The organism is Planktothrix prolifica NIVA-CYA 540, from assembly GCF_963864145.1.
Classification (GTDB): Bacteria; Cyanobacteriota; Cyanobacteriia; order Cyanobacteriales; family Microcoleaceae; genus Planktothrix; species Planktothrix agardhii.
Genome location: NZ_CAWLTW010000001.1, coordinates 4,275,627 through 4,297,990 on the forward strand (window position 1 = coordinate 4,275,627; position 22,364 = coordinate 4,297,990).

At 38.6% G+C, this 22,364-nt stretch carries 19 protein-coding genes; 14 read left to right on the forward strand and 5 right to left on the reverse strand.

The features are described from left to right. Positions 1–3: 3 nt before the first annotated feature. Entirely contained in the window at positions 4–1,815 is a 1,812-nt protein-coding gene (locus AC559H_RS18805; RefSeq protein WP_026795285.1) for a protein phosphatase 2C domain-containing protein, read from the reverse strand. A 155-nt stretch (positions 1,816–1,970) separates the two neighbouring features. Continuing rightward, complete coding sequence (locus AC559H_RS18810) at positions 1,971–2,642, reverse strand: vWA domain-containing protein (RefSeq protein ID WP_026795284.1); 672 nt, start codon at positions 2,640–2,642, stop codon at positions 1,971–1,973. Between the two features lie 198 nt (positions 2,643–2,840). On the opposite strand from AC559H_RS18810, the gene AC559H_RS18815 reads away from it, so the two are divergent. Both AC559H_RS18815 and AC559H_RS18820 read left to right on the forward strand, forming a co-directional pair. Further along, positions 2,841–4,199, forward strand: a complete 1,359-nt coding sequence (locus AC559H_RS18815; RefSeq protein ID WP_026795283.1) for a helix-turn-helix domain-containing protein — start codon at positions 2,841–2,843, stop codon at positions 4,197–4,199. A gap of 139 nt (positions 4,200–4,338) precedes the next feature. Then, positions 4,339–4,569, forward strand: coding sequence for a hypothetical protein (locus AC559H_RS18820; protein ID WP_026795282.1), 231 nt, complete (start codon positions 4,339–4,341; stop codon positions 4,567–4,569). A 206-nt stretch (positions 4,570–4,775) separates the two neighbouring features. Here the strand turns inward: AC559H_RS18820 and AC559H_RS18825 are convergent, their stop codons facing one another. Together AC559H_RS18825 and AC559H_RS18830 are read right to left on the reverse strand one after the other, a co-directional pair. Further along, positions 4,776–6,218, reverse strand: coding sequence for an LCP family protein (locus AC559H_RS18825; protein WP_036831198.1), 1,443 nt, complete (start codon positions 6,216–6,218; stop codon positions 4,776–4,778). 82 nt (positions 6,219–6,300) lie between these two features. After that, entirely contained in the window at positions 6,301–6,675 is a 375-nt protein-coding gene (locus AC559H_RS18830) for a hypothetical protein (RefSeq protein ID WP_026788037.1), read from the reverse strand. A 124-nt stretch (positions 6,676–6,799) separates the two neighbouring features. Between AC559H_RS18830 and rpe the strand changes: the two genes are divergently transcribed. The 4 genes from rpe (at position 6,800) to map (ending at position 10,003) form a co-directional block, all read left to right on the forward strand. Then, on the forward strand, positions 6,800–7,501 hold the full coding sequence (rpe, locus tag AC559H_RS18835) for a ribulose-phosphate 3-epimerase (protein ID WP_026788036.1): 702 nt from the start codon (positions 6,800–6,802) through the stop codon (positions 7,499–7,501). Between the two features lie 285 nt (positions 7,502–7,786). Next, on the forward strand, positions 7,787–8,578 hold the full coding sequence (locus AC559H_RS18840; protein WP_051319454.1) for a peptidoglycan-binding domain-containing protein: 792 nt from the start codon (positions 7,787–7,789) through the stop codon (positions 8,576–8,578). Positions 8,579–8,656: 78 nt separating this feature from the next. Next, entirely contained in the window at positions 8,657–9,097 is a 441-nt protein-coding gene (locus tag AC559H_RS18845) for a GNAT family N-acetyltransferase (RefSeq protein WP_043938966.1), read from the forward strand. A 69-nt stretch (positions 9,098–9,166) separates the two neighbouring features. Next, positions 9,167–10,003, forward strand: coding sequence for a type I methionyl aminopeptidase (gene map, locus AC559H_RS18850; protein ID WP_026795279.1), 837 nt, complete (start codon positions 9,167–9,169; stop codon positions 10,001–10,003). 238 nt (positions 10,004–10,241) lie between these two features. Here map and AC559H_RS18855 read toward each other — a convergent pair whose 3' ends face one another. Next, on the reverse strand, positions 10,242–11,465 hold the full coding sequence (locus AC559H_RS18855) for a glycosyltransferase (protein WP_026795278.1): 1,224 nt from the start codon (positions 11,463–11,465) through the stop codon (positions 10,242–10,244). A gap of 75 nt (positions 11,466–11,540) precedes the next feature. On the opposite strand from AC559H_RS18855, the gene AC559H_RS18860 reads away from it, so the two are divergent. The 8 genes from AC559H_RS18860 to AC559H_RS18895 all read left to right on the forward strand — a co-directional run bounded on the left by AC559H_RS18860 (position 11,541) and on the right by AC559H_RS18895 (position 22,172). After that, positions 11,541–13,343 (forward strand): fatty acyl-AMP ligase, encoded by a 1,803-nt coding sequence (locus AC559H_RS18860; protein WP_026795277.1) that lies wholly within the window; start codon positions 11,541–11,543, stop codon positions 13,341–13,343. Positions 13,344–13,622: 279 nt separating this feature from the next. Continuing rightward, positions 13,623–15,413, forward strand: a complete 1,791-nt coding sequence (locus AC559H_RS18865; RefSeq protein WP_026795276.1) for a fatty acyl-AMP ligase — start codon at positions 13,623–13,625, stop codon at positions 15,411–15,413. A 106-nt stretch (positions 15,414–15,519) separates the two neighbouring features. Beyond that, the gene (locus tag AC559H_RS18870) at positions 15,520–15,996 is read left to right on the forward strand and encodes an acyl carrier protein (RefSeq protein ID WP_026788030.1); all 477 of its coding nucleotides are present in this window, start codon (positions 15,520–15,522) and stop codon (positions 15,994–15,996) included. Continuing rightward, positions 15,989–17,314 (forward strand): aminotransferase class I/II-fold pyridoxal phosphate-dependent enzyme, encoded by a 1,326-nt coding sequence (locus AC559H_RS18875; RefSeq protein ID WP_026795275.1) that lies wholly within the window; start codon positions 15,989–15,991, stop codon positions 17,312–17,314. The genes AC559H_RS18870 and AC559H_RS18875 overlap by 8 nt, the downstream gene beginning before the upstream one ends. Before the next feature lie 52 nt (positions 17,315–17,366). Continuing rightward, the gene (locus AC559H_RS18880; RefSeq protein WP_026788028.1) at positions 17,367–18,932 is read left to right on the forward strand and encodes a B12-binding domain-containing radical SAM protein; all 1,566 of its coding nucleotides are present in this window, start codon (positions 17,367–17,369) and stop codon (positions 18,930–18,932) included. 293 nt (positions 18,933–19,225) lie between these two features. Then, a complete protein-coding gene (locus AC559H_RS18885; protein ID WP_081694755.1) occupies positions 19,226–20,269 on the forward strand; it encodes a polyamine ABC transporter substrate-binding protein in 1,044 nt (347 codons plus the stop codon). 125 nt (positions 20,270–20,394) lie between these two features. Continuing rightward, positions 20,395–21,306: an ABC transporter permease gene (locus tag AC559H_RS18890; protein ID WP_026795273.1), complete on the forward strand. Its 912-nt coding sequence runs from the start codon at positions 20,395–20,397 to the stop codon at positions 21,304–21,306. 23 nt (positions 21,307–21,329) lie between these two features. Further along, complete coding sequence (locus AC559H_RS18895) at positions 21,330–22,172, forward strand: ABC transporter permease (RefSeq protein WP_026788025.1); 843 nt, start codon at positions 21,330–21,332, stop codon at positions 22,170–22,172. Positions 22,173–22,364: the final 192 nt, after the last annotated feature.

Consider the following 22,364-nt stretch of genomic DNA (forward strand, 5'->3'; position numbering starts at 1 on the left):
GGCTTAATAATACCCCCTGTAGTTTAACTTATTTTGAATTTCTTGATACTTTTGTCTTGCTTTTTGCACGCTTTCATACTTAACTCCAGAAGAGTAAGACAAATTATATATGTTCATAGCTATTTGAATACTACTCCATGCTGCATTTAAGTCTCCTTTTATTTCTTGTAAAACTGCCATAAAGTAATAAGGGTAAGCATTTTTTCCGTATGGTAAAACAGTGGTTAGACGATGACAAAACTGAATAGCTACATTTAATGCTTCATGTTTATTATTGATTAAATTAAGTGATTTAACGAATGCTTCTAAGTGTTCTTCCCAACCTTCGAGTTTTTCAGCCTCCTTACATTTAAAACATTCTTGATAATTTTTAACTGTTTCTTCCCATTGATTTAGCTGATAGTAAATAGACCCTAGAGTTCGATAATACTCTTTGAGGTTTTCCCCAGGATTGTTTATAAATTCTTTCAAGTAGATAACAGCTTTTTGGAATAACTTTGTCTTTTCAGAGTGATTTGTTTCAGAGAAAGCTAATTTATTGTAAACCAATCCTAAAAGATATTTACATTGACTGTGATGAGGATCAATCTCCAAAACTTGATTACACAAAACTTGAGCTGGTTTTAACTGATTATTTTCATAATTAGAATAAGCCCGATCTAACAAAATTTGAATTTCTTCAGCCTTAGCGGCTGATTTCTGTTTGAATGATTGACTAAGTTCTTGAAATGTATTTGTACTCAAACTAGAACTTGCTGAAGTAACAGAAATGGCAGAAAAATCAGATTTTTGTGATAGATCAGTAGCTGTTTGCTGAGTAGATTGAATAGAGGGTAAACTAGGCTGAATGTTCTGAATCAATGGTAAATAATGTTCATAATCAATTCGATACTTTTGCCACAACTTTTGTAAATCATCGTAGCGAGTATTAGCAGTAGGATAAATAAAATTATCTTGGAGATACTGCAAACGAGCCTGATAAGCATTTTTTAAATGCTTAATGCCATTAAAACCAACTGGATAGAGAATCAAAGAAACATCATCTTGCTTAATCTCAATGTACTTTTGCTCGATTAATTTTTTCCAATTATTATTATCCATTTTCTCTCCTTCTGACTGAGAGAGTGTCTCTAGCAACAATTTTTCAAACTCCCAAGGGGCAGAAACATACTGAAAACACCCGTCAGTACAAGCTAAAAAACAACCCATTTCTTCAAATCTATAATGCTGAAAATGAATCTGCCATCTAGGATTGATATCAGCCGTTAAATATTGAGACATTGGTGGATCTTGTCTCAGCATTTCTAAGGCATCTTTGGGAGTGACTATATCATCTTTCGTTAATTGTTGTAAACCTTTAGTTGGACTGAGAAAATAAATTCGTGAGTCTCCCATCCAAGCGATATCAACTTCAAAAATTTTTTCCTGTGTTTGTTGCTTGAGAATCCTAGCCAGCGCCAGCGTCGTACAGAGTCTATGTTCCATTAAAGAACCCTTTAACCGAGATGAAGTTTTTGGGATATGAATATCGGCTTTAACTTTCAGTGATTGGCAAATCTGCTGTTGCAGTTGAAGAACATTTTCTGATGTTATTTGACTATTCCACTGTTTAAAGAATGTTTTACTGATTTTACAAGCTTCTTCTGACGCAATTCGCCCCCCAGTTTCCTTACCATAGCCAGCAGATCGACCTCCCAAACCATCAAATACACCCATCAAAAAAGTTGGCCCAAAATCTTCAGCTAGGTTAGCATCTTCGCCTTTGTCTTCGGCTACTTCTATATTTACTACTAAATTGAATTTAGTCATAGTCATAACTTAATTCTCGATTTAATTTTTTAGAGTTAACTCGATTCAAAAAGTAACAAAGCCGATTATTTTGCTCTGAAATCATTTTTGACTTAATAAGTTAACTTAACCCAATGTTTTTATTAGATTAAGTCAACTTAATTCAGGAAGTAAAAACCCGCTTATATGCTCTTGGCGATCGCGTTTAAAATTTGCTCCATGTCTGTTTCTTCTAATCCCTGACCTGCTTCCGAAACATAATGAATCGTATTTTCCCAACTTCCCATAACTGTCCAGGGTTCAGCATCAGGCGCAAACAATAATAAACGCTTGGCTGATGTTGGCATTTCGTGCCAGTAATCGGTCAACTCATCAAAGGTTTTTGGAATATTATTAGGATAATGACTAGGTTTTGAAAGTTTCTCTAAACTATGAGTGCTGGCATCGGTGTAAACAACGACAACACATCTTTGTTTGCTAAAGTCGCCTTTCTCCCAGTTAGACTTGAGTGCTAACCCTAGGGCTTCTAAGCCATTTTCAGGTTCATCCCCCCCACCATCAGCTTCAATTTTGGAGACAAAATTAGCATAATCCGAGGATTGCGATCGCAAGTCAAAAAACTCGGAACATTGCATCACCTGATCGGCGGGATCGTGCCAATAATCCCGAAATACAATCACTCTAGTTCTGAGTTGATCAATTTTTTTAGTCTGTTTTGTCATCTCAGCTTCTAGCTGCTGATAAAACTTCAGAGCGGATGACTTGACTTGTTCAATTAAATGACCCATTGAACCTGTGCCATCAATACACATCACCAAGTCCACTGCATACTTAACACCTTGAGTATCAGCCATAAACTTTGACCTCTGTTATTTCTCGCTTATTCTCAACTTTTTTTATAGTAATTCTTTTGTTCAGAACGCTGCACACTAAAAAGAACTGATTTTATTGAATTTTTTGTAACAAAATTTTAAGGCGAAACCTGAAAAGAACTGATTTGATCGATTTCGAGTAAGTTATAATGGCTAGAATTATTACTCTACCTGGACTTTATGACTATTACAGAAGTTTTACAGTTAATGGATCAGTTGGTGCAGAAAAAAACAGGAGAACACCTAGACGATTTAGAAAAAGCTGTTGTTCAAGGACTTTGGCAAGGAAAAACTTACAATCAAATTGCGGATGAATGTGGGTATGATAGTAAAAACTATATTGGAGATATTAGCCGCAAGTTATTTAAAGTTCTATCTGAACAAATAGGAGAAAATGTTAATAAATCCAATTTTAGTTGGACTTTAGAAAGAGTTACAAATTCACCTCAGTTTGTTGGTTTAGTAAACAGTAAGATTACTTGGTGTCCTTTTTCTCCTCAAAATGATCAGAATCCATCTATCAATGATGAAGATAAAATAGCTGAAAGCACAGGTTATCACGATTTAACAATAGCTCCTAAAATAACCTATTTTTACGATCGCACCACCGAACTTAACACCCTATCCCACTGGTTAATTGATCAAAATACTCGTCTAACCTCAGTTTTAGGATTAAGTGGTATCGGTAAAACCACCCTAGTTAAACAATTTGTTGACCTGAACTTACAACACTTTGATATTATTATCTGGAAAAATATCAAACTCTCCCCATCTTTAGATCATATTCTAACTGAAATTCTAACAAATATTAATACTGATTCAGTTTTAGCTGATAATAAATTAACTCAAATTTTAAATCTTTTCCGTGATAAAAAATGTTTAATCATCCTCGATGAAGTACAGGAATTATTTATTAAAGAAAAATTAGCCGGACAATATAAAAGTGAGTATCGAGATTATCAACCCTTTTTAACAATGATCACTGAAACTGAACACCAAAGCAGTTTAATTTTAATCAGTCAGGAAAAATGCCAAGAAATGATATCCTTAGATGAAGAATTATATCCGGTTCAGTGTTTGGAGTTGGAAGCGTTAAATAGTATTGATATTCTAAAAAACTATGGTTTACAAGATCAGGAAAGTTGGTCAATGCTGATTCAATTGTATGACGGAAATCCGGTTTATTTAAAAGATATTGCAAATTTAATTAAAAAACTCTTTAGCGGTAAAGTCTCTGAATTTTTAAAGGAAAATAGCTTGATTTTAACAGAATCTATTCAATCTCGTTTAAGTCAATTATTTGAGCGATTATCACCCATTGAACAACAGATTATTATAGAATTAAGTCAGGATAATCACCCGGTATCCAGAGAACATTTAAGAGAAAGTTTATCGTTATCGTCAATTAATTTAATTAATGGGTTAGACTCTTTGACGAGACGCTATTTAATAAAAATAATTGAATCTGATCAGGTTTTATTTGGTTTATCTTTTATTATTCGAGAATATATTAAAGTTCGCTGTGATCAACAAAAATAATGAATCAGAAACCGGGTTTCTCAACAGAGCTTGATTTGAGGCGACCAATCTTAATTAGAAACCCGGTTTCTTGAAATTGTGCGATCGCATTCTTCAAAAAAATTATATAATAGACAATAACCCAATTCAAAATAACTTTATGAACGTTACTGATATTCGCAATCAAGTTAAACAATATGTTGATCAGCTATCTCCTGAAAAACTCATGGTAGCTGTGGATTTTTTATCGTATTTAGCAGAACGAGAAAGTCAAGAAGCAACAGAAGAATTACTTAAAATTCCTGGGTTTAAAGAATCTTTTGAAAAAGGCAAGGAAGATGTTTTAGAAGATCGATTGATTTCTGTTGATAAACTCAAACGGAAATATTAATTTTATGTATGAAATTGTTATTAATTTTGATTGTGAAATACTGGTTATTTCGAGTATAATACTCAGATTTGGTTAACTGCGATCGCCTTCAGAAACCCGGTTTCTCAACAAATATTGATTTAATCCAATTAATCTTAATTAGAAACCCGGTTTCTTGAGCGTAATTTTGAAACCCTTAAGAGGGTTTGCAGACCAAACCCCGACAATCATTTTTTTGTTGAATTAGGAGTTAATTCAAGCCCTGGAGAGGCAGCAGGACTAGGTTGATTGTATTTTTTTAACCAATCTTTCCCCACTTGAATTGTTAAGTCAGATTCTAAAAATCCCGTACTTTCGACGACAACCTTACCAAAACCCAGGGATTTTTGTAGCAATTCAGCGCTCTTAATATCACCATCCTGAGCGACAATTTTAGTTTCTTCTAAGGGTTCTGTCCAAGGTTTAGAAATTTTTACGTTCCAAAAACCTCCATCATTTAAAGTGCCCACTAATTTATCAATCGCCTCAGAACTATCATTACTATCTTGAATAGCAATTCTTAAATCTTTGGGATCAATATTCTCAAATTTCCAAACATCCTGACCAAAATCAAAATGTTGAGCTACTACATTTTCTAAGCGGGCTGCATCGGGTAACCAATAGCTGGCTCGATATTCTTTCGGGTCACTAAATTGACCAGGAACCATCAACATTTGTACATTTTCGCGTTTAATATTAGTGGCAAAATCAACCAAGGCAACTAATTCTTCTAAACTTAAATTAGTATCAATATGAGATTGAACAATTGACATAACTTGAGGCAGTTTAGAAATGGTACTCACATTTAATGCTTGTTCCATGAACGCCCGAATTAGCATTTGTTGACGTTGTACCCGTCCGATATCACCTAAAGCATCATAACGGAAACGTAAAAACTGTAAGGCTTGCGCTCCATTTAGGTGTTGTTCCCCTTGTTTTAAATTAATATAGAGATGTTGGCTATCATCTTGATATTTCATATCTTTGGGGACGTAAATACTCACGCCTCCCATGGCATCAATTAATTTTTCTACCCCTTGGACATTCACCCGCACATAACGGTCTATTCCCACACCGCCTAATAATTCACTGGTGGCTTTTGCACTTAACGCCGGGCCGCCATAATAGTTGGCATCATTAATTTTAGTCATTCCCCGACCCTCTACATAGGTTCGAGTGTCACGGGGAATGGATAATACTTTTAACTGTTTATTAGCCGGATCAAAGCGGATTAATAGCATTGTATCCGATAACCCTTTAAAGGAATCCACCAAAGCATGGTATCCCGCTTTTGGTTGGGAATCATCTTCCAAATCTGAGGTTAAAACCTTTACCCCCATCACCAAAATATTCACCGGACGGGTTAATTCTGGCAGTCTCATGTTGGTAGTAGCCATTTGACCTTTAGAAAAAACCGCCGCTTCTTCGGGGGTTAATTTTTGCTGTAATAGGGGTGTTGTCGATAGAGACACGGCTAATAAAGCTCCGGCGGTGGCTGAAATCATGGCGACTCCAGCTAAACCTAAACCCATTCCTAACCATCGTCCGGGACTAGATTGAGCTAATTTCCTGAGATTGGGTTTTGACGGGTTTGGCAATGGTTTTTGACTCTGATATCTTGGTGCTGACACGGACTTCCTCACACACTTAATAAATAATTTTTAGAGATAATACACTGATGGTAAAACCGGGGATTGTTTTAGAACCAACCTATTATGGCAGATGTTTGCCTAATCCTTGTTCAGCAATTTGGCTAATCCCAGGAAGCCATATCGGTTGACGTTTCCAGACTTTAATCATTAAGCCTAAACTGACAATAAAATAACTGGTTGTCAATAGACTACTGGTTAATAACATCGGCAAGGCGATCGATTCCGCACTATTGGCTCCAGTTTCTAACAATATCAGTGCTGTTAACCAACTGAACGCTAACACAATCACTAATCGACTGGCGGCTTGTTGTTGTTTTGTGCCTGACCGTCGATATAACGTCCACAATGCCGGGAAGAAACCCAATATCGGAATTAAATAAACAAACAACTGCAACCGTTCATGTTCAGGATTCTCATAGATGTGATTGGTTTTCATAGGAAAAAAATAAAGTAAGCACCGAAAACAGAAAATATTTTCTCAACCTCTAAAACCAGTAAACCCAATACCAGGATTCTGATACAATGGTGACAACTTGAGATGCAGGAGAACAGATTACCCCATGACCGCAACCCAGAAACCGATTGTTATTTCCCCCTCTATATTATCAGCCGATTTTAGTCGTCTTGGTGAAGAAATTCGGGCAGTGGATGAAGCTGGCGCCGATTGGATTCATGTTGATGTGATGGATGGTCGCTTCGTTCCCAATATTACCATTGGGCCATTAATTGTGGAAGCTATTCGTCCGGTAACTAAAAAACCTCTGGATGTCCACCTAATGATTGTGGAACCGGAAAAATATGTTGAAGGTTTTGCTAAAGCTGGGGCTGATATTATTTCGGTTCACGCCGAACACAATGCTTCTCCCCACTTACATCGAACCCTTGGCCAAATTCGAGAACTGGGTAAACAAGCGGGTGTGGTTTTGAATCCTTCTACTCCCTTAGAATTAATTGAATATGTCTTAGAGCTTTGTGACTTGGTGTTAATTATGAGTGTTAACCCTGGTTTTGGCGGACAGAAGTTTATCCCCGGAATTGTGCCGAAAATTCGCGCCTTACGTCAAATGTGCGACGAACGGGGTTTAAATCCTTGGATTGAAGTTGATGGCGGTCTGAAAGGGGATAATACTTGGCAAGTGTTGGAAGCCGGGGCTAACGCCATTGTTGCGGGTTCTGCGGTGTTCAATGCTCCTGATTATGCTAAAGCTATTGAAGGAATTCGCCATAGTAAACGCCCTACTCCTGAGTTAGCAACAGTCTAATATTCCATCATGAAATGTTGGCTACAGATTCCTCCCGTAGAGACGTTGAATGCAACGTCTCTACACCGTGGGTAGAGGGATAATCTGTAGCATCTATAATTGGATTTCATTAATCTGAGTTTGATCGGATTTTTCTATATTATTACCCCCCTTGATGATCGAGAGGGCTAATTTTATGTAAAAATTTAACAACTTACTCTTTTCTTCATCGCCTCCTGATGCTAAGATTCAATTCAGAAACTTGAATTTAGTAAAGTTAAACTTTATAAAAATAGGGTAAAAGCCATGGGGATTAAAACTGCTATTATTGCCGGCTTGTTTTCTTTAGTTCTTCCTGTATTTGTTCCCGTTGCTTTCGCAACATCGAATTCTGGTTCAGGAATCACAGAATCCTGGCAGGAAAACGGTAATTCCGGGGTAAACTCAAGCGTTACAGACGCAGAAACAGCCAGACGGGAACTGTTTTCTCAACCCTTTTATCAACCTGAAACTCAACCCCCTCGCCATCGGGAACGGGTATTATCCCAAGGCACTGAAGGCTCCCAAGTCACGGGGTTACAACAACGCTTAAAAGCCCATGGGTTCACCCCAGGTAAAATTGATAGTGTTTTTGGCCCTCGGACAACGGCATCGGTGCAGGCGTTTCAGCAGGCTAAAGGATTAGAAGTGACCGGGGTTGTAGACCGTGACACCTGGCAAGCTTTATCGGCGGAGCCTCAAGTTGCTAGTTCGGTTACAGTTAAAGAGGATACTGTTTTATCCAGAGGTTCCCGGGGAACGGACGTTCGTATATTACAGGAACGTTTGGAGGCGAAAGGATATAATCCTGGCCGAATTGATGGGATTTTGGGTTCTCGCACCCTGGCCGCACTGCATGAATTTCAAATTGCTCAAGGCTTAGAAAGCAGTAATCAAGTTAATCAAACAACTTGGACAGCTTTAAATAGTGAATCGTCGCTTCCCGAAACTCCCACTCATTTAACAGAAGAAAATCCTAATTTGAATGAGGATGGAAGTACAGATTTAGGCAATAGTTCTGAAGAAAAGGTCTTCAATTTAGACGGGTTTACCAACTAAATATCATTCCCACCCCTAGAGACGTGCAAAGGCGCGTCTCTTTTTCTATTTTTATATCTTTCAAAATCGAGGGGAATCATGTCAATACTATTAGAAATTAAACGGGTAAAATCCACCGATTTAGGTTTATTAAACCAATTATATACAGAAATGGATGGAGAATTGCCTATGTCTCTATTGGAGGTTGAACAAATTTTTGAGCAAATTCAGCAAGTTCCCAACTACAATATTTATATTGCATGGCTAAACAATGAACCAGTCGGTACATTCAGCTTATTATTTATTCCCATGATTTTGCATCACAGCAAATCTGCGGTTATTGATGCCGTGATTGTCACTTGTGGTTATAGAAATCAAGGAATAGGTAAAGCCATGATGCACGAAGCCCTCAAACTCAGCCGCGAGGCGGGATGCTATAAAGCCATGCTTTCGTCTAATTTAAAACGGACTAACGCCCATCAATTCTATAAGTCTTTAGGGTTTAAACAGCAGGGTTGGAGTTTTAGTCTGGAACTGTAACCCAAAACTTGAAATTTTAGGGTAATTTATTAAAAGTATCTTATCTGAACACACTTAACTCCGAACACGATGAATATTCTCGCTGATTTTCTATATAAACCGACTCAAACTAATTCCCCTCAAGTAAAAAAAAGTGGCAGAGGAATCTATATTAAATCACCTCAAGAAGTAGAAACTATGCGACAAGCTGCAAAAATTGTGGCTACGGTATTAAAAGAAATTTCCGAACTGGTTCAACCTGGGATGACGACGGCGGATTTAGATGCTTATGCAGAAAAACGGATTCGGGAAATGGGAGCAACCCCAAGTTTTAAGGGATATCATGGATTTCCGGCTTCTATTTGTGCTTCGATTAATAATGAAGTTGTTCATGGTATTCCTAACCGTCGAAAGGTGATTCGTACTGGAGATGTTTTAAAAGTTGATACCGGGGCTTATTATCAAGAATTTCATGGGGATTCTTGTATTACAATTGGGGTGGGTGAAGTTTCCTCAGAGGCAAAAAAATTAATTAAAGTGGCTGAAGAAGCCTTATATAAAGGCATTGAACAAGTCAAAGCGGGAGCTTATTTACTCGATATTGCAGGAGCAGTTCAAGACTATACAGAAGCCAATGGTTATAAAATCGTAGAAGAATTTACAGGTCATGGAGTGGGAAGAAATCTACACGAAGAACCCTCGGTTTTTAATGCTCGTACCCATTCTTTACCTAATGTTAAATTGAAAGCGGGAATGACTTTAGCCATTGAACCGATTCTGAATGCGGGTTCTCGATTTACTAAAATTTTATCTGATAAATGGACAGCCGTAACCATTGATAATGCCCTATCTGCTCAATTTGAACATACGGTTTTAGTCACCGAAACCGGCTATGAAATTTTAACAGATCGCTCTAGTATCAGTTAACAGTCATCAGTCATCAGTCATCAGTCATCAGTTATAGCAACCGCCAAGGCAGTTAAGACACCAGACGGATCTTGGAACCCAGACGGTAAAGTGTTTCCCCCTGTTCCGGTGTTCCCTGTTCTCGTTCGACAAGCTCACGACGCAGCCTGTTCCCTGCTATATCAGTTTGTTGATTGACTCTAGTAATTCTTAATTCTTAATTCTTAATTCCCCCAATGATTCGGATTCAAACAGTTAACTATTCTGAAATTTTTTGTTCCCAAATATCAACTAAATTTTTAATTACTACATCCCAACTATAATTACCGACGGATTTCATTCCTTGATTTCCGAGGGTTTTTCTTAATAGAGGATCTTCGATTAATTGCTTTAATTTGTGTGTAAAATCTTCTGGATCTTGAGGAGTATATAAAAATCCATTTTCCCCATCTATAACATTTTCAACTAACCCTCCCGCCCGGGGAGCTAATACGGGAATACCGGACGCAAAAGCCTCTAATACGGTTAATCCTCTCGATTCCCGTTCCGAGGTGGTAATATGAATATCACTATTAGCATAAACCGCCGGAACTTGGTCATAGGCTACCCGACCCAGGAAATAGACATGACGGGTAAATTTTGTTAAACCCTCGATAATTTCGTCCTGCATTTGTCCATCACCAATAATAATAAAACCGACTTTTTCTAAATCAATTTTTTCTGCAATTTTTGCCATGGTTTTTAAAGTAAAATTCCAACCTTTATCGGGGGTTAGACGACCGACAAAAATCAATTTAGTTAAACCATCTAATTCGGGTAAATTATAATATTTTTTAAAAAAATCTTCTTCTTTTAAATTAGGGTTAAAGCGTTGGGCATCAAATCCGGCTAAATTCTCATAAACCGCATTATGAATTGACATTTGGGGGGCGAGTTGATAGGTGATTTTACTGGTAAATAAGGTGACATCATAGCCATTATAAATCCAAGCAAAAATCCTTCTAAAAATTTCTCTAATGATTTCTACCGCAAATTTAGGTAAGGGAATATAATCTTCAGCGTAGGATAAAAACCAAGTTCTAAAAAACGCAATACAGGGAATATTTGCTTTTTTAGCATAGTCTATTCCAGCCCGTCTAAAAAATCCAAAAAATAGCCTTTCTGGTTCATCAACATGAACTAAATCGGGCTGAAATTTTTCTAATTCTTTTAATAAAATAGAATAGGATTTAATAGAAGGGTTACGTTCAAAATCTAATCCTAAAAATGGCGTACTAGGTAAATTATAAACTCGCACACCTGGTAAAATATTGCCGCTATATTCTCGCCAATTGGGATAAACACTTTCAATGGTGCTATAGTCGGGACAAAAAAATAAAACCTCATGTCCCCATTGACTTAACCTCTGGAGTCGCATCATCGCACTAACCGTAACCCCATCAATCACGGGGAAAAAACCAGAGGAAATAATGGCAATTTTCATACTAAACTGTACCTTGATCGTAGTGAGTCCTTTAGGACTCTATGTAGTGAGTCCTTTAGGACTCTATATTAAGGTATGAGCAGTTTTTCTAATTTAGTCGATTTATTGCGCGATCGCGCCGAATCTAAACCGGATCAACTCGCCTATCGGTTTTTAGCCGACGGAGAAACGAGTCAGCAAACCCTGACCTATCTACAGTTACATCAACAAGCTGTCCAAATTGCATCTTATTTACAATCATTTTTATCCCCAGGTGATCGGGTTTTAGTCGTTTATCCCTATAGTGCGGGATTAGAATTTATTGCGGCGTTTTTTGGCTGTTTATATGCGGGTGCGATCGCCGTTACCGATAACCCTCCAGTCTCCCCCCAAGCAATTGTTAAGCTACAAACCCGTTTAGAATCTTCTCAATGTCGGGCAATTTTAAGCACAAAAGCATTAATTGAACAGTTAAAAATACAATTTTCTGTGGAGAAAGAGGAGGAGACGCGCCGTGGCACGTCTCTACGGTGGGTGGCGACCGATGACCTTTTGGCTCAAAACCTCGCTATAGACTGGCAAAAACCGCCAATTAACGGGGATACCGTCGCTTTTTTACAATATACCTCTGGTTCCACCGGAACCCCAAAAGGGGTAATTGTTACCCATGGAAATGTTTTGCATAATTCGGCAATTATTTATAGAGCTTTTGGCCATCACAATCATAGTAAGGGGTTAATTTGGCTTCCCCTATTTCACGATATGGGATTAATTGGGGGAGTTGTTCAACCTTTATATGGATCATTTCCCGTTACTTTGATGTCCCCAGTTGCTTTAGTCCAAAAACCCTTTCGTTGGTTAGAAGCGATTTCTGAATATCAGGCTACCACCAGTGGCGGGCCAAATTTTGCCTATGATTTAGTCTGTAGGACAGCGACGCCTGAAAAGTTAGAACAGTTAGATTTAAGTTCCTGGGATGTGGCCTTTTCCGGGGCTGAACCTGTACGCTGGGACACCCTTAAACGGTTTGCAGAAATTTTTGGCCCCTGTGGGTTCAAACCGGAGGCGTTTTATCCCTGCTACGGAATGGCCGAAACTACCCTATTTATTTCCGGTGGACACAAACACCAAACCCCTAATATTCTCTGGGTTGATCCCGTCGCCCTAGAACACAATCAAGTCATCCAAACACAGGAAACATCACTGGCTAATAACCCACAGTCCAGAAAAACTCGATCGCTAGTCAGTTGTGGCTTCCCCTGGTTGGCAGATGAGGTGATGATTGTTGATCCGCAAGAGTTAACGCCCCGGGACGCGGATCAAGTGGGTGAAATCTTGGTATCGGGGAAAGGTGTGGGTTTGGGATATTGGGATAAACCCGAAGACACGGAAACCACCTTTCGGGTTTATGTCGAGGGACGGGGGCCCTATTTACGCACGGGAGATTTAGGATTTTTACAGGACGGGGAATTGTATATTACGGGACGGATCAAGGACATGATGATTTTGTGGGGAAGAAATCGTTATCCCCAGGAAATTGAAGCTACCCTAGATACCTGTCACCCGGCTATTCGTGCTGGACATAGTGCGGCGTTTTCGGTGGAAACGGAACTCGGAGAACAGTTAATTATTGCCGCAGAAATCGAACGGCGGTATTTACGAAACTTGAACGTTGAGGAAGTCGTCAATGCTATTCGTCAGGCGATCGCCGAACAGAATACCGTGGATGTCTTTGCAATTGTATTATTAAAAACCACAACTATTCCTAAAACCACCAGTGGTAAAATTCAACGTCGTGCTTGTCGGACTAAATTTTTAGAAGGGAGTTTAGATAGTGTTGGACAATGGAGATTAGATACAGAAACCAGTCAATTGTCAGAATTGGCAAATCGTTCTTAAAAGTTAACCATCGTAGGGTGTGTAAGCGATCAGCACCCGCACCATTACCACTTAAATTGATTATAAAACAACAACAATTATCAGTAAAAGTTAGATATTTGCTGAATCAAAAAACAGTGAATCTGTGGAAATAAACCTAAGCAAAAGCTGAAACCCTTTAAAAATGGTTAATAAAATTAACGAGAGTAATGAAGACTCCCTGTGTGTTTAAAACCTCTTTGTGTCTTTGTGTCTTTGTGGTTAAATATAGATAACAAAACATCACCCTAATTTTTTTACATGACTCAGCAATTCAACTCGTGGCAATGGACAACCTTAATTGAACTTTTAGAATATCGTGCATCCGGGCAACCTAATAAAATTGCCTATACTTTTTTAGTGGATGGGGAAAACGAAATTTTAACTTTAACCTATCAACAATTAAACCAACAAGCCAGAACAATTGCTGCTAAATTACAAGCTATTTGTCAACCTCAAGATCGAGTTTTATTACTATATCAACCGGGGTTAGATTATATTAGCGCATTTTTTGGATGTTTATATGCCGGAGTGATTGCCGTTCCCGCCTATCCCCCCAGACCCGATCGATCTTTGCCTCGTTTACAAGCGATTATTACTGATACAAATGCCACGGTTGCCTTAACCACTGAAGCCACATTATCGGGTTTACAGCGATTTTTTCCAACTATGTCTGATATTGCGCCGTTAAATTGGTTTGCAACAGATATCTTAGATCATGAAATTGGAAAGACTTGGCAACCTCCTATTATTAATAGTCAAACTCTTGCCTTTTTACAATATACTTCCGGTTCTACTGCTACCCCTAAAGGGGTAATGATTTCCCATCAAAATCTATTACATAATTTAACAGCAATTTATGATTGTTTTGGTCATTCCCCGGAAAGTACGGGGGTAATTTGGTTGCCTCCCTATCATGATATGGGATTAATTGGTGGGGTTTTAGAACCTTTATTCGGGGGATTTCCGGTGATTTTAATGTCGCCTTTAATGTTTGTTCAAAATCCCTTACGCTGGTTACAAACTATTTCCAAATATCGGGGAACAACCAGTGGAGGGCCGAATTTTGCTTATGATTTATGTGTAAGAAAAGTATTAAGAAATGGGGGGATAAATTCATCCCAAAAATTAGAAAATTTAGATTTAAGTAGTTGGGAAGTGGCATTTAATGGGGCTGAACCCATTTATCACGAAGTTATAGAAAAATTTATTCAAACTTTTGCCCCCTACGGATTTAGGCGAGAGGCTTTTTATCCCTGTTATGGTATGGCTGAAGCGACTTTAATTATTACGGGAGGTTTAAAAACAGCATCACCAATTTTTAAAACCGTTGATGGTATTGCTTTAGAAAATCATCAGATTGTAGAAGTTGATGAAGTGACTACTAATTTAACAGCCAATACCAAAATATTAGTCGGTTGCGGTCAGTGTTTATCAGATCAAAAGGTATTAGTTATTAATCCTGAAACCTTGAATATTTGTGAACCGGGAAAAGTCGGCGAAATTTGGGTTTCTGGGCCGAGTGTGGGACGGGGATATTGGAATAAACATCAGGAAACAGAAACTCTGTTTAATGCCTACTTAACAACGGGAGAAGGGCCGTTTTTAAGGACAGAGGATTTGGGATTTTTAGACGATCAAGAACTATTTATTACCGGAAGAATTAAAGATATTATTATTATTAATGGTCGGAATCATTATCCCCAAGATATTGAATGGACAGTTGAACAAAGTCACCCCCTAATTAGACCCAGTGGAGTTGCGGGATTTTCTATTGATATCAAGGGGGAAGAACGGTTAGTCGTTGCAGTGGAAGTAGAACGTCAATATTGGCAACAAATCCGCACCTGGGATAATCATAACGGTGCTGCAAAAACTTCCCCTGAACAGGTGATTCTTCAGTCCATCCGTCGCTCCGTGTCTCAAAACCATGATTTACAGGTCTATAAAACGGTGTTACTAAAACCCGGAACTTTACCTAAAACCTCCAGTGGTAAAATTCAACGCCATGCCTGTCGTGCTAGTTTTATAGCGGGCAAATTGGGGGAATAGGGAATTACAAATTACGAATTACGAATTACGAATGGGGAATTGGTAAGTAAAACAGGATTCTGCTATCTTGGGATGCTAAAGTTTTATGGTGATGGAGGAGTGATTCATGCAAGTGTTAAATGCGTCTATGAATGGGACAAAACCCCAACAACCATCGGTAACGGTGCATCATCCAGAATCATTGGTGAACGGCATTGAGTCTTTCGAGTCTGTCGCCACAATTGAGGGGTGGTTAGTCAGTCAACTCGCGGAACGGTTAGAGTTAGAAGCTTTAGAGATTGATTTAGAGGAGGATTTTACTAATTATGGCCTCAACTCTATTGAAGCAATTAACCTCTCTGGAGACTTGGAAACGATTTTGGGACGCCGACTTCCCCCCACCCTGTTATGGGATTATCCCAATATTTGTACTTTGGCTAAATATTTAGCCGATCACAACACCTTGGATATTACCCAATATCAAAACGGGATTTCCCCGAAAGATGCGGAACATCTTTTACAACATTTAGATCAATTGTCGGATACGGATGTCGATACGTTATTAAATATTTTATTATCAGAACAGGAAGAAATCAATGATTAGTTTATTACCTTCTGTTAGTCAGTTATCTTGTCAAGAAAAGCGATCGCTTCTCGCAGAATTACTGGAAAAAAAGGCCAAATCTGCCCCTCTGCCTGAAATTCCAGCCGAATATTATCAAATTGAATACTTTCCTGAATATCTACATCTGAAACAACAACAGCAAGAATTGGCAGATTTAGGATTAGGAAATCCCTTTTTTACACCCCAGGAGGGAATTGCCAATGATCGGGCTAGAATTCGCGGTCAAGACTATATTAATTATGCCACCTATAATTATTTAGGAATGTGTGGTGATCCGATTATTTCTCAGTTTGTAAAAGAGGCAATTGATCGCTATGGAACCTCAGCCTGTGCCAGTCGTTTATTATCGGGTGAAAAGGTAATTCACCAAGAATTAGAACGGGCGATCGCTGATTTTGTTGGAGTTGAAGATAGTATTGTTTTTGTCGGGGGTCATGCCACTAATGTTACTACCGTGGGGCATTTATTCGGACAGCATGATCTGATTTTACATGATGCCCTAAGTCATAATAGTTTATTGCAAGGAGCTTTATTATCTGGGGCTACGGCGATCGCCTTTCCCCATAATAATTGGCAAGCTTTAGATCAAATATTACGAGAACGGCGCCCTCGTTATCAACGGGTTTTAATTATTGTCGAAGGGGTCTATAGTACCGATGGAGATATTCCCAATTTACCCGAATTTATTCAGATTAAAAAACATCATAAAGCCTTTTTAATGGTGGATGAAGCCCACTCTATAGGGGTATTAGGAAAACACGGTCGGGGAATTGGAGAACATTTTGGAATTAATCCCCATGATGTAGATTTATGGATGGGAACTTTAAGCAAATCCTTTGCCAGTTGTGGAGGATATATTGCCGGATCTAAATCATTAGTTGAATATCTGAAATATACCGCCCCCGGATTTGTTTTTAGTGTGGGAATTTCTCCACCCAATGCGGCTTCTGTGATCGCGGCAATTCAGGTATTAAAAAATGAACCTCAACGGGTAGAAAAGTTACATCAAAGAGCTAAATTATTTTTAACTTTAGCTAAAGATCAAGGCTTAAATACCGGGTTAAGTCAAGATTCTCCCGTGATTCCAATTATTGTTGGAGATTCTTGGAAATCAGTACAACTCTCTCAAAATTTGTTCAAGCGGGGAATTAATGTACCTTTTATGTTTTATCCCTCCGTACCTAAAAACGCGGCGCGTTTGCGATTTTTTATTACTTGTAACCACATGGAAGAACAAATTCGTTATACTGTAGATACTCTTGCTGAAGAAGTGGCAAAATTGTCGGAAAATCCATGATTTTCGGGAATTTTGTGAACTTAGATGTTTATCTTTTACAGGGTTAATGATAATGCGTGTTCTTTTAATTTATCCCATTTTTCCCCAAAGTTTCTGGTCATTTGAAAAAGCCCTTGCCTTAGTCAACCGAAAAGCCTTACTTCCACCCCTAGGTTTAATTACGGTAGCGGCTATTTTACCCCAAAAATGGGAGTTTAAATTAGTAGACCGTAATGTTCGAGAGATCACTGAAGCGGAATGGGATTGGGCAGAATTGGTGATGGTTTCGGCCATGATTGTCCAAAAAGATGATTTTTTGGAGCAAATTCGCGAGGCGAAACGACGGGGCAAAAAAGTGGCTGTAGGCGGCCCCTATCCCACCTCCACACCCGAATCGGCAGAAATTGCCGGGGCGGATTATTTAGTTTTAGATGAAGGAGAAATTACTTTACCGTTATTAGTAGAAGCGATTGAAAGAGGGGATGAAAAAGGGGTTTTTCGCATCGAAGGAGACAAACCCGATGTTACGACATCTCCTATCCCTCGCTTTGATTTATTGGAGAAAGAAGCATACGATATGATTTCTTTGCAATACTCCCGCGGCTGTCCGTTTCAGTGTGAGTTTTGCGATATTATTGTATTATATGGACGGAAATCTCGAACTAAAACTCCGGCTCAACTTTTAGCAGAATTGGATCGGTTAAAAGAGTTAAATTTTAGTCAGGGTGTTTTCTTAGTGGATGATAATTTTATCGGCAATAAACGCAACGTTAAGTTATTGCTGCATGAATTAAAAGTTTGGATGAAGGATAATAATTATCCTTTCCGTTTAACCACGGAGGCTTCCATTGATTTAGCCCAGGATCAAGAATTAATGGATTTGATGGTTGAGTGTAATTTTAGGGCTGTCTTTTTGGGAATTGAAACCCCTGATGAAGATAGCTTAAATTTAACTAAAAAATTCCAAAATACTCGCGGATCTTTGAGTGATTCCGTGGAAAAAATTATCCGATCTGGGTTACGGGTGATGGCGGGATTTATTATTGGTTTTGATGGAGAAGAAAAAGGAGCAGGCGATCGAATTGTTCGGTTTGTGGAAAAAACCACCATTCCCATTGCTATGTTTAGTATGTTGCAGGTTTTACCTAATACCGCCCTTTGGCATCGTTTAGAAAAAGAAGGACGATTAATTAAGGAAACTGGGAATGCTAATCAAACTACCTTAATGAATTTTCTGCCCACTCGACCGATTGAAGAAATTGCCCTAGAATATGTCAATGGATTTTATGAATTATACGATCCACAACGATATTTAGATCGCACTTACCGTCATTTTATGATGATTGGAGAGCCGAAAACCAATTCCATTGGACGGAAATTAGTGGATATGAAAACGATGCGGGCGCTATTGATTTTATGTTGGTATCAAGGGATTGTGCGGGAAACTCGTTCGACGTTTTGGCGATATTTATGGAATATTTTACGACATAAACCCCGGGTTTTAGATCATTATTTAGTGGTTTGTGGACAGGTAGAACATTTCTATGAATATCGCCAAATTGTTAAGGATCAAATTGAACAGCAACTCAAAGAACAACAAGTAGAAAGTCTACGTCAACTATCAAGTGTGACGCCATAACTGAGAAACTCAATCTTTTGAGAAAACGGGTTTCTGAAGCTCAAGTCTAGGTTTTATTTCCTAGATCAAATTCAGAAGCTCAGTTAATTTGGTTGTATGAGTTAGCCCGGTTGCGGGATATTATTCTCAATTGATGTACATTTTTTCCCTATCCTATGGGAAAATTAAATCAATTGTTGAATTTGTTAAACTTCCACTGAGAAAAAACAGTGTCTCCGACTTATCCACAAAAACATCGGAATTCTAGGGTTGCTCAAACACGACGTCAGTTTTTGCAAACTTCCGTTACTGCGATGGTAGCATCGTCCCTGTCAAGCTGTGGTTGGACATTAGCTGAGGTCAAAACCACCCCGAACACTCAGATTTCCTCCGATACTCTGTACATTTACACTTGGTCTGGCTACACGGATCAAGATTTGTTAGATCATTTTAGAGAGGAAACTGGGTTAAAAGTTGTGGCGGATGTCTTCGATTCTAATGAAGCCATGTTAGCCCGACTCCAAGCTGGAGGAGCGGGCGCCTATAGTGTCATCTATCCTTCGGGATATATGGTAGAGAAAATGATTCAAATAGGTCTATTGGCTGAAGTTGATCACTCTTTATTAGTCGGATTAGAGGATTTATTTCCGCAATTTAAAAACCCGATTTATGATCCCGGCGGTCTTCATAGTGTTCCAATTAGTTGGGGAACAACGGGGTTAATTTATAACCCGAATAAATTAGAAACTCCCCCGAAAGATTGGAGTTATCTCTGGGAAAATAAAGATAAGTTATCCAAGCGATTCACGTTACTTAATGATGTGCGCGAAGTCATGGGAGCAGCGTTAATTATGTTAGGCTACTCCTATAATTCTACTGACCCCAATCAAATTCGACAAGCCTATGAAAAATTAGTGGAATTACGGCCGACGATCGCTTCTTTTACCACAGATTCTTGGCGACCACAAATGATTGTCGGGGACTTATCAATTGCTATGTGTTATTCCTCCGATGCAGCAGAAATTAAGGAGGAAAATGAGGATTTAAGATATATTACTCCCTATAGTGGATCATCTTTATGGATTGATACTATGGTAATTCCTAAAAGTGCTCCTAACCCCGAAGGAGCCTATAAATGGATTAATTTTATGTTGCGACCGGATATAGCCGCAACCTTAGTTAAACGCTTGAAATTTGCCACGCCTTCGAGATTAGCTTATGAAAAATTACCCGATGTTTTGAGAAATGATCCGACTTTATTTCCTCCAGAATCAATTCTGGCTCGCAGTGAAATGATTCATGATTTGGGTAAAGCTAATGAAATTTATGAACGGTATTGGACACAGCTAACCAGTTAATTGTTAACTGCTAAACCTTAACCAATCTATAGTAATTGTTAAGGTAATTAGAATATTCAACCCGGGTCAAACTCTCAGAAAAAAGCAATTTTTTCCCCCATTACCCATTACCCATTCCCTGATCTATGACTATTTCAACAAAAACTCCAACGACTTCTTCTCCACCCCCAATCAAAAAAGGCTGGCGACAACTCGGTTCTCAATTAATTGGCCCCTTGGCATTATTGGGGCCGTCGGGTTTATGGTTATTACTCTTATTAATCCTGCCAACTTTATTGATTTTTCAACTCAGTTTAGTTAAGGATATTCGCCCTGGGGATTTGGTAATTCCCAATGGCATTTATAATTATTTAAGAGTATTTGAACCGATTAATTTATTAGTGATTTGGCGATCGCTCTTTTATGCTTTTGGCACAACCACAATTTGTTTAGTCCTAGGATTTCCCGTCGCCTATTGGATTGCTCAATTAGCCCCGAAACAGTGGCGAAATATAATACTATTAGCCTTTATTTTACCCCTGTGGACATCTTCTTTATTAAGAACCTACGCTTGGATTACCATATTAAGACCAACCGGAGTATTAAACTCCGTTTTAGGATTAATTGGATTACCCGCCTTAGAACTATTAAATCGAACTCCGGCGGTTTTAATTGGCATGGCCTATAGTTATTTACCCTATATGGTCACGGTTTTGTATGCCTCTTTAGAAAAATTAGATCGACGATTATTAGAAGCCTCCGCCGACCTAGGGGCGCGACCTGTAGAAACATTTTGGAAAGTCACCGTCCCCCAAACCTTGCCCGGAATTGCCGCCGGATCTCTGCTAGTTTTTATTAGTTCAATGGGGGATTTTGTCGATCCCGAACTATTAGGAGGAGCCTCAAGTATGACGGTTTCTCGATTAATTTATAACCAATTTTTAGGATCAACTCAAAATTGGGGCTTTGGTTCAGCCTTGAGTATGGTATTAATTTTTGGGGTGAGTATTGCGATCGCACTTTTAATTAAATATGGAGATCCTAAACCGTCTCGTTAATTAAAATAAATTAGGAAAAATTTATGGAAGAAATCCAACAACAACCAGAGGAGATCCTTGATATGGCTGCTAAACCAAAGTTTAGAATTTCTTGGCAGGTAGTTTTTGTCTGTTTGATGTTTTTTTATATGTACCTGCCGATTTTTGTATTAACATTTTTTAGTTTTAATAAATCTCGATATAGTGCCGGATGGGAGGGATTTACATTAGAATGGTATGTCAAATTATTCCAAGATACCAGAATTTTAACCGCTTTAAATAATAGTTTAATCGTGGGAATTTGTGCCGTAGGAATTGCCGCGATTATTGGTACATTAATGGCCGTAGGATTAGCCCGTTATCATTTCCCAGGAAAAGGATTATATCAAGGAGCGTCCTATTTACCATTAATTATTCCTGATATTGCCATGGCGGTGGCAACCCTAGTATTTTTAGCCGCCGTTGCCATTCCCCTCAGTTTATGGACAATTGTATCCGCCCATGTTGTCTTTTGTTTAGCCTACGTTGCCTTAGTTGTTTCCACCCGTTTAGCCGATTTAGACCCCCATTTAGAAGAAGCCGCCTTAGATCTCGGAGCAACACCCATAGAGGCTTTTATTCAAGTCTTATTACCCCAATTAATGCCCGGAATTATATCAGGTTGTTTACTAGCTTTTGTATTAAGTATGGATGATTTTTTAATCGCCAGTTTCACCGCCGGAAGTGGGGCAAATACCTTACCAATGGAAATATTTAGTCGAATTAGAACCGGAGTCAAACCCGATATTAATGCCCTCAGTGTAATCCTAATTTTAGCCTCTGGATTCTTAGCATTATTTGGGGAATATTTACGCATTCAAGGAGAAGGAAAACGCCTGAAAAACTAAACCCGTAGTAAGCCCTTCAGGGCTTAATCTTTTTGAAAGATTTAAACAAATTATTGAACAAAAACAAGGTCAAAAAATTAAAGATAGAACACCCCCTTTAGACCAGTGAAATGGCATCTCTAGTTTTTCCCTATAACGATGAAGCAGAGCATCGTTGTCCGATGACCAGGTGGAACTTAGTCATCAGAAAAA

What these genes read in the sequence shown, in the direction of transcription:
- AC559H_RS18855 (WP_026795278.1), bottom strand. Translation starts at nt 11,465, where the DNA reads ATGAAAATTGCCATTATTTCCTCTGGTTTTTTCCCCGTGATTGATGGG.
- AC559H_RS18815 (WP_026795283.1), top strand. Translation starts at nt 2,841, where the DNA reads ATGACTATTACAGAAGTTTTACAGTTAATGGATCAGTTGGTGCAGAAA.
- AC559H_RS18865 (WP_026795276.1), top strand. Translation starts at nt 13,623, where the DNA reads ATGACTCAGCAATTCAACTCGTGGCAATGGACAACCTTAATTGAACTT.
- rpe (WP_026788036.1), top strand. Translation starts at nt 6,800, where the DNA reads ATGACCGCAACCCAGAAACCGATTGTTATTTCCCCCTCTATATTATCA.
- AC559H_RS18805 (WP_026795285.1), bottom strand. Translation starts at nt 1,815, where the DNA reads ATGACTATGACTAAATTCAATTTAGTAGTAAATATAGAAGTAGCCGAA.
- AC559H_RS18810 (WP_026795284.1), bottom strand. Translation starts at nt 2,642, where the DNA reads ATGGCTGATACTCAAGGTGTTAAGTATGCAGTGGACTTGGTGATGTGT.
- AC559H_RS18860 (WP_026795277.1), top strand. Translation starts at nt 11,541, where the DNA reads ATGAGCAGTTTTTCTAATTTAGTCGATTTATTGCGCGATCGCGCCGAA.
- AC559H_RS18880 (WP_026788028.1), top strand. Translation starts at nt 17,367, where the DNA reads ATGCGTGTTCTTTTAATTTATCCCATTTTTCCCCAAAGTTTCTGGTCA.
- AC559H_RS18885 (WP_081694755.1), top strand. Translation starts at nt 19,226, where the DNA reads ATGGTAGCATCGTCCCTGTCAAGCTGTGGTTGGACATTAGCTGAGGTC.
- AC559H_RS18890 (WP_026795273.1), top strand. Translation starts at nt 20,395, where the DNA reads ATGACTATTTCAACAAAAACTCCAACGACTTCTTCTCCACCCCCAATC.
- AC559H_RS18895 (WP_026788025.1), top strand. Translation starts at nt 21,330, where the DNA reads ATGGAAGAAATCCAACAACAACCAGAGGAGATCCTTGATATGGCTGCT.
- AC559H_RS18830 (WP_026788037.1), bottom strand. Translation starts at nt 6,675, where the DNA reads ATGAAAACCAATCACATCTATGAGAATCCTGAACATGAACGGTTGCAG.
- AC559H_RS18840 (WP_051319454.1), top strand. Translation starts at nt 7,787, where the DNA reads ATGGGGATTAAAACTGCTATTATTGCCGGCTTGTTTTCTTTAGTTCTT.
- AC559H_RS18820 (WP_026795282.1), top strand. Translation starts at nt 4,339, where the DNA reads ATGAACGTTACTGATATTCGCAATCAAGTTAAACAATATGTTGATCAG.
- AC559H_RS18875 (WP_026795275.1), top strand. Translation starts at nt 15,989, where the DNA reads ATGATTAGTTTATTACCTTCTGTTAGTCAGTTATCTTGTCAAGAAAAG.
- map (WP_026795279.1), top strand. Translation starts at nt 9,167, where the DNA reads ATGAATATTCTCGCTGATTTTCTATATAAACCGACTCAAACTAATTCC.
- AC559H_RS18870 (WP_026788030.1), top strand. Translation starts at nt 15,520, where the DNA reads ATGCAAGTGTTAAATGCGTCTATGAATGGGACAAAACCCCAACAACCA.
- AC559H_RS18845 (WP_043938966.1), top strand. Translation starts at nt 8,657, where the DNA reads ATGTCAATACTATTAGAAATTAAACGGGTAAAATCCACCGATTTAGGT.